Origin of the sequence: Burkholderia sp. LMG 13014 (genome assembly GCF_905232215.1) — a bacterium.
Lineage (GTDB): Bacteria > Pseudomonadota > Gammaproteobacteria > Burkholderiales > Burkholderiaceae > Burkholderia.
On the sequence record NZ_CAJNKE010000290.1, the window covers coordinates 1 to 7,371 of the forward strand.

5 protein-coding genes and 1 pseudogene are annotated in these 7,371 nt (G+C 65.3%); 1 reads left to right on the plus strand and 5 read right to left on the minus strand.

The genetic code is table 11. The annotated features are described in order from the left end of the window. Positions 1 to 498: pseudogene (locus tag JYJ84_RS23475) on the plus strand (nucleoside-diphosphate sugar epimerase); the annotation flags it as partial. A gap of 135 nt (positions 499 to 633) precedes the next feature. On the opposite strand, the gene JYJ84_RS23480 reads toward JYJ84_RS23475, so the two are convergent. The 5 genes from JYJ84_RS23480 to JYJ84_RS23500 form a co-directional block, all read right to left on the minus strand. After that, entirely contained in the window at positions 634 to 2,235 is a 1,602-nt protein-coding gene (locus JYJ84_RS23480; protein ID WP_374102123.1) for a cellulase, read from the minus strand. Between the two features lie 368 nt (positions 2,236 to 2,603). Next, the gene (locus JYJ84_RS23485) at positions 2,604 to 4,469 is read right to left on the minus strand and encodes a phosphoenolpyruvate carboxykinase (GTP) (protein WP_122947099.1); all 1,866 of its coding nucleotides are present in this window, start codon (positions 4,467 to 4,469) and stop codon (positions 2,604 to 2,606) included. A 525-nt stretch (positions 4,470 to 4,994) separates the two neighbouring features. Continuing rightward, a complete protein-coding gene (locus JYJ84_RS23490; RefSeq protein ID WP_174958317.1) occupies positions 4,995 to 5,771 on the minus strand; it encodes a glucose 1-dehydrogenase in 777 nt (258 codons plus the stop codon). A gap of 113 nt (positions 5,772 to 5,884) precedes the next feature. Further along, on the minus strand, positions 5,885 to 6,640 hold the full coding sequence (locus JYJ84_RS23495; RefSeq protein ID WP_175219549.1) for an SDR family NAD(P)-dependent oxidoreductase: 756 nt from the start codon (positions 6,638 to 6,640) through the stop codon (positions 5,885 to 5,887). A gap of 9 nt (positions 6,641 to 6,649) precedes the next feature. Then, positions 6,650 to 7,371, minus strand: a 722-nt coding sequence (locus JYJ84_RS23500; RefSeq protein WP_205189518.1) for an SDR family NAD(P)-dependent oxidoreductase, incomplete at its 5' end; no start/stop codon positions are given.

A 7,371-nucleotide genomic window follows, 5' to 3' on the forward strand; every position in this document is an offset into this window, starting at 1 on the left:
GCCGACGAACGCGTGCGTGCGCTCGCGACGCCGTCGTTCGCCGTCTGCAGCGTCAATGCGCCGTTCGTCGTCGGATCGGTGCCGGGCCTGCGCAACGAAATGTTCGCTGCCTATACGGGCTATGCGCAGGGCCAGTTCGCGGGGCTGCCCGTGTTCGGGCCAGCCGGCGGCAGCAACTTCATCTCGACGCAATCGCTGTCGGAAGCGATCTGGGGGGCGCTGCAGCGCGGCGAAGCAGGCAAGGCCTACCTCGTCGGCGACGAGAACCTCAGCTTCGCCGACTACTTCGCCGCTTTCTTCCGCGCGGCCGGCAATCCGCGGGACGTGCCGTCGCTCGACCAGGAGCATCCGCTGCTGCCCGACATCGCGATCTACACGGGGCGCGGCAATGTCGTGTCGTACGAGCCCGATCCGGCCGACAGCGCGCTGCTGCGCTACCGGCGCGGTGATGTGCAGCGCGCGGTGGACGAAGTCGTCGCGCATTGTCGCGCGCAGTAAGCGAAAAGCGCGTGCGTGGCGTGGATGCAAAAACGTCCCGCCGCCGGCGATGGATGCCGGCGGCGGGACGTCGGGGGACGTCTCCGCGTCTGTAGATACTCGGCGAGTACGACCTCGCCGTCGGTTTCAATGCACTTACTTGCCCAACGCGTTGACCCAGCCCGGACCGATCGGCGCATACCCCGCGGTGCCCGCCGCCGCGGCCCGCGCATTGATACCGAAATCAGGCCACGCGGGATAGTACTGACTCGACTTCGCCTGAGACGTGCCGGCTATCTTCGCCGGGCCGGGCGTACCCGTCGAGCCGGTCGTCGAGCCGAGCGTGACGATGCCGAAGTACGGCTCATAAATGTTCGTGCTGTTCGGCAACGACAGCGCCATGTCCGAATAGCAGTATGCATACACCGGACCGTATGCGCCCTTCGGTTGCTGCGCGATCCATGCCATCAGCGCGCGATATTCGCGCGCCTGGTTGGCCTGTGTCAGGAATGGCGCATTCTGCATGGTCCGGAAATTGGCGTTCGTGTATTGCGTCGATGAGCCGCCAAGTTGCCCGGTGAAGTTGGTCGCACCGTCCGTACCGGTTGTGGGTGCACCGAACTCGGTAAGCGCAATCGCCTTTGCTCCGTCACCCGCCGCATTCATCTGATCGCGCAGGCTCGTGCCGGTATAGCTCGAAAACGTATTGCCGCTGCTCGACGGCCACGCGTACGACGGCGACGTGAAGGTATGCCACATCAGGTTGAACGCATTCGAGTATTGCGGGTACGTGGTGTTGAGCGTCGTGCTCGGGCATTGGTCGGGCGCCGATTGCCAGTCGTCGGAATAGCAGTACGGGTGATGCGCAAGTGCATCGAAATATCCCTTCGCGCCGCTCGCGTACATCACGGCCAGCCAGTCGCGCGGATCCCACTGCGTCGGCGCGGGATAACCCGGATTGGTCGAGTTGACGAGCCCCGCCACACCATTCGACGGCAGCGCGCCGCTCGTGTTGTTCGGATACGTCGTACAGGCCGCGCTGCCGCCCGCATACACGTAGGCACCCGGATTCGCCTGCTTGATCGCCGGGTAGGCGCTCTTCAGGATCTGCGAATACAGCACCGGATCGTGCGGCATGAAATCGATGCCGCAGTTCGGCTCGTTCCAGATTTCCCATGCATCGACCTCGCCACCGTAACTGTCGCTGCCGTAATGCCTGGCCGCTGCCCGGGCAAAGTTGGTGTAGAAGGTCGGATCCGGAGCGCACAGCCAGGATGAAACCCCGTTCGCTTGCTGATAGCTGCTCGAGCACTTCGAACTGGCAGCCCACTGCGGGGTCAGCAAGATCAGGCCCAGCACCCGCAGGCCGTTATTGCGGGCCGCACGAATGACCGTATCCGTCACGCCCCAGTTCAATCCGCTGCTGGCTCCGGGATTGGGATCATTGACGTCGATCGTGGTCTGAGAGGGTTGAATGCGCGCCCAGTTGATATCGATCCTGACCCAGCGGGCATTCGTCGCCGCGAGGCCGGCCATGTAGTTGTTGATCGCTTGCGTCGGGTCGTTGGCGTTGCGATTGATGATGTCGTTGATTTCGCTGCCCAGGTTGATGGCGGGCACAGGCGTATTGGTCTGGCCGATTGCGGGTTGGCCCGCCAACAGCGCTGCGATGAACGTGGTCCACCCCAAACCGGCCCGAGCCCGCGATAGCGCACCGCCAACTGCGCTCGACAGCCGTCTCATCGTTTTGAAAATCATCAAGGCACCCTCTGAGTGTGTATCAAGGTGCCGGCAACTTCGCTGCCGAAGGCACGGGCAAGACGACAGTGCCCAAGACGATAGCCGCCCCCGCGCACGAGTCCACGGCCTGGTATCGCTTGCGATTCGACAATTCCGGCCGGCTACCCAACGAGCACAACCGGTTTCGATTTTCCCGAACCTGCCGGCACGCAACCGTGCGCTATCGCACTCATCCGTCTGACGGATGTTGCCGATACCGCTGCAGCGACGCGCGTCGCTGCAGCGACGGAAGTGCGCGTCGTGCGACACCAGGATGCAAAAACGTCCCGCCGCCGGCGATGGATGCCGGCGGCGGGACGTCAGGATGACGACCCGAATGCGAACCGTCAGGCGCCGATGCGCTGCGCGATCTTCTTCATCGTGTCGGTCATTTCGGCCGGCAGGCGCAGCTTCAGCGTATCGAACAACGCCGCATGCAGCTTCAGCTCCTCACGCCATTCGTCGGCATTCATCGACGTCACCGCGTCAAACTGTTCACGCGTGAAATCGAGGCCATCCCAGTGCAGGTCCTCATACGCGGGCGACACGCCGAACGCATGATCGCCGCCACCGCCGGTGCCTTCGAGACGGTCCAGCATCCACTTCAGCACGCGCATGTTCTCGCCGAAGCCCGGCCACACGAACTTGCCGTTCGCATCCTTGCGGAACCAGTTCACGCAGTAGATCTTCGGCAGTTTGGCGCCCGCGCCTTCGAGCTGCTTGCCGAGCTTCAGCCAGTGCGCGAAATAATCGCTGACGTTGTAGCCGCAGAACGGCAGCATCGCGAACGGATCGCGGCGCACGATGCCCTGCTGGCCGACCGCCGCGGCAGTCGTCTCCGAGCCCATCGTCGCGGCCATGTACACGCCTTCGACCCAGTCGCGCGCCTCGGTCACGAGCGGCACGGTCGTCGAACGGCGGCCGCCGAAGATGAACGCATCGATCGGCACGCCGGCCGGGTTCTCCCAGTCGCCGTCAATCGACGGACACTGCGCAGCCGGCGCCGTGAAACGCGAATTCGGATGCGCGGCCTTGCGGCCCGTTTCCTTGCCGATTTCCGGCGTCCACGGGTTGCCCTGCCAGTCGGTCAGCTTCGCAGGCGGCGTGTCGGTCAGCCCTTCCCACCACACGTCACCGTCTTCCGTCAGCGCGACGTTCGTGAAGATCACGTTTTCGGTGAGCGTCGAGATCGCGTTCGGGTTGGTCTTCACGCCGGTGCCCGGGGCGACGCCGAAGAAGCCGGCTTCCGGGTTGATCGCGTACAGTCGGCCGTCGCGGCCCGGCTTCAGCCATGCGATGTCGTCGCCGATCGTCGTGACCTTCCAGCCGTCGAAGCCCTGCGGCGGAATCAGCATCGCGAAGTTGGTCTTGCCGCACGCGGACGGGAACGCAGCCGCGACGTGATACTTCTTGCCGGCCGGCGACGTCACGCCGAGGATCAGCATGTGTTCTGCAAGCCAGCCCTGGTCGCGCCCCATCGTCGATGCGATACGCAGCGCGAAACACTTCTTGCCGAGCAATGCATTGCCGCCGTAGCCCGAACCGAAGCTCCAGATCTCGCGCGTTTCGGGGAAATGCACGATGTACTTGACCGGGTTGCACGGCCACGGCACGTCCTGCTGGCCGGCTTCGAGCGGATGACCAACGCTGTGCACGCACGGCACGAATTCGCCGTCCTCGCCAAGCACGTCGTACACCTCGCGGCCCATGCGGGTCATGATCCGCATGTTCACCGCAACGTACGGGCTGTCGGACAGTTCGACGCCCACGTGCGCGATCGGCGAGCCGAGCGGGCCCATCGAGAACGGCACCACATACAGCGTGCGGCCGCGCATCGAGCCGCGGAACAGGCCGTTGAGCGTCTCGCGCATCTCGGCAGGCTCGATCCAGTTGTTGGTCGGGCCGACGTCGTCGCGCGAAGCCGCGCAGATGAACGTGCGATCCTCGACGCGCGCGACGTCGGACGGATCGGATTGCGCGAGATACGAGTTCGGGCGCTTCGCCGGGTTCAGGCGCGTGAGCGTGCCCTGGTCGACCATCGCCTGGCACAGCGCGTCGTTTTCTTCCTGCGAACCGTCACACCACACGACGCGCTCGGGCTCCGTAAGCGCCGCGATGCGCGACACCCAGTCGATCAGCTTGCGATGTTTGACGAAAGCCGGCGGAGCGATCAGCGGGCCGTGTGTTGCTTCGGCCATAGTGTTTTGCGACATGAGGACGTCTCCAGATTATTGGGCGGGGATGGGGGATGCGGGACGAGCCCGCGAGATGGGGTATGCGATTGGAGCGCAGGAAGCGGCGGCGCGCAGGACGGGACGCGCGAGCGGAGCGCGCGTCGATGCCGCGATGCGAGCGAGAGAAGGTGATGTCTCTTTAGTAATTGCGAACGCGAGTTTCGCCATACAAGCAACCTGCCGTACAACTCCATGACGGCCAGCATACCATCGCCGTTATTCAGCAAACGTTGCGTTGCAACAAGAAACAACTATGTCGGCGAGCCGGCACGCCGGTTGCCTGTGAGTCCTTTTTACAGCGCCATTGCGCGCGCTTTGGGGACGAAATGTCCGGAACGGCCGTCCGGCAAGGGTTTTGCGGGAGTGGAAAAATCGGCCTGCCGCTCCCGCCTATGGCAACCGCGAAAGCAAGTTGCGCGAATTCGCGTTTTCGCTACTGCGGGAAACCCCGAATTAGGTTGCGTACACAAACATCTGACGTGAATGCGCGGCAAGCGCCCCTGCTCAAAACGGTGCGCCCGGCAATCCGGGGTAATACGCGCCTGCTGCCATGCCGCCGTCGACGGCCAGCTCGGCGCCGTTGCAGTACGACGCTTCGTCACTCGCGAGGAACAGCGTCGCGCGTGCGATCTCGTCGGGCAAGCCGACGCGTTGCAGCGGCACGTTCGCATAGTGCTTGTTGATTTCCTCGAGCGGTGCGCCGGTCGGGTTCGACATCGCAGTGTTCACGCCGCCCGGATGGATCGAATTGACGCGCACGCCCTGATGGCCGAGTTCGAGCGCCGCGACCTTCGTCAGCCCGCGCACGCCCCACTTGCTCGACACGTATGCGGCCAGCGCGTTCACGCCGCGCAGCCCGTCCACCGACGAGATGTTGACGATCGATCCGCGCTTCTGCGCGATCATGTGCGGCGCGATCGTACGGATTCCGACGAACGTCCCGACGAGATTGATCGACACCGCGCGCTCGAAGTCGCGTTTCGACAGTTCGGTGATGCCGCCGAACATCAGCACGGCCGCATTGTTGACCAGCACGTCGATACGGCCGAACTGCTCCATCGTCGCGTCAGTCACGCGCACCCAGCTCGCTTCGTCGGCGACGTCGAGCCGCATGAAGCGCGCGGCGTCGCCGAGCTCGCGCGCGAGCGCTTCGCCTTCCGCGTCGAGCACATCGCCGATCACGACGCGCGCACCTTCCGCGACGAACAGCCTGCACGTCGCCGCGCCCATGCCACGCGCACCGCCCGTGACGATCGCTACCTTTCCTTCCAGTCGACCCATGTCGTCCTCGCTTCGATTCCGGTTTGCCGGCTGCTGCCTACGCGCATGCGTGAGCGTGCTTGCCGGATCATGATTGACGTGCGGCCAGCGCCGCGCGCCGTCGGCTTCCGCCGTCAGCCCCAGTAAGCCTGCCCGCCGTCGAGCGGCAGCGTCGCACCCGTCAGGTATGCCGCGTCGCGGCTCGCCAGAAACACGATCGCGCGCCCGATGTCCTGCTCGCAGTCGCCTACACGGCCGAGCGGAATCGTGCGGAAAAACGCGGCGGCTTCCTGCGGATTCGCATCGACCCAGCCTTTCAGGCCCGGCGACAACGCATGCGGTGCGACCGCGTTCACGCGGATGCCGTCCACGCCCCATTCGCAGGCCGCCGCGCGCGTCAGCGCGCGAATCGCCTCCTTGGTCGCGGCGTATGCGCCGTAACCCGACGCATCCCAGCGCACCGCGGCCGACGATGCAAAATTGACGATCACGCCGTCCCCCCTCAGATACGGATGGCACGCGCGCATCATGCGCAGCGTCGCGATCGGCCCCGATTCGAGCCCCGCCATGAAATCCGCGTCGGTCACGTCGAGCAGACGGCCGAGCGGCACGACCTGCGCGTTGTTGATCAGGATCTGCACGCCGCCGAACCGCGCAACGACGCTGTCGACGCACTGCGCGATCTGCGCGGCATCCATCACGTCGCACACGAACGGCTCGGCCACGCCGCCGCGCACGCGGATCGCTTCGCAGGTCGCGAGCAGCTTGTCGCGGGTACGACCGACCACCGCGACGTGCGCACCTTCCGCCGCGAGCGCTTGCGCGACGCCCTGGCCGACGCCCTGCCCCGCACCCGTCACGAGTGCGACCTTGCCTTTCAGGATGCCCATGCGCGCACCTCAGGCGACGATCGCCGGATGCGCCTGCACGGGCCCGCCGAGCAGTTCGCGGTACGACGGCGGCTGCTTGCCGTCGAGATCGGCGATGCCGTACTGCAACGCGGCTTCCGCGCCGACGAGCACCTGCCCCGACAGCGTCATGCGCTGCGGATCGCCGTGGATCGCGTGAATCACGCGGCCCGTGAATTCCGGGCTTTCGGCGACGAGCGAGAATTCCTTGTACAGATCCGGGTGTTCTTCCCACACGCGCGTCGTGCGCTCGGTGCGCAGCGGGCCCATCCAGATCGACACGGCCGCGACGTCGAACGGCTTCAGGTCGACGGCCATGTCCTTCGCGAACTTGTCGACGCCGGACTTCTGCGCGCCGTAGGCCGCGCCGTGCATGTAGCAGCTCGCGCCGAACGACGACGTGAACGCGATCAGCCCGCTGCGGCGCTGTGCCATCAGCGGTGCCGCGTGCCAGCTCGCGACATAGGCCGAGCGCAGCCCGACATCGAGGATGTTCATGAGGTCGAGCGACTTCTCCCAGAACGGGCCCGGCAGGATCAGTTGATCGTGCAGATAGGTCGCGTTGTTGACGAGAATGTCGAGCCGCCCGCTTTCGCGCTCGATCCGCTCGAACAACGCCTTCACCTGCGCGTCGTCCGCGTGGTCGCAGGCCACCGCGATTCCGCGGCCGCCGAGCGCATCGATCTCGCGCTCGGTCTGTTTGATCGTGCCGG

Coding starts and splice junctions, on each gene's coding strand:
- JYJ84_RS23480 (WP_374102123.1), bottom strand. CDS start 2,235: ATGATTTTCAAAACGATGAGACGGCTGTCGAGCGCAGTTGGCGGTGCG.
- JYJ84_RS23485 (WP_122947099.1), bottom strand. CDS start 4,469: ATGTCGCAAAACACTATGGCCGAAGCAACACACGGCCCGCTGATCGCT.
- JYJ84_RS23490 (WP_174958317.1), bottom strand. CDS start 5,771: ATGGGTCGACTGGAAGGAAAGGTAGCGATCGTCACGGGCGGTGCGCGT.
- JYJ84_RS23495 (WP_175219549.1), bottom strand. CDS start 6,640: ATGGGCATCCTGAAAGGCAAGGTCGCACTCGTGACGGGTGCGGGGCAG.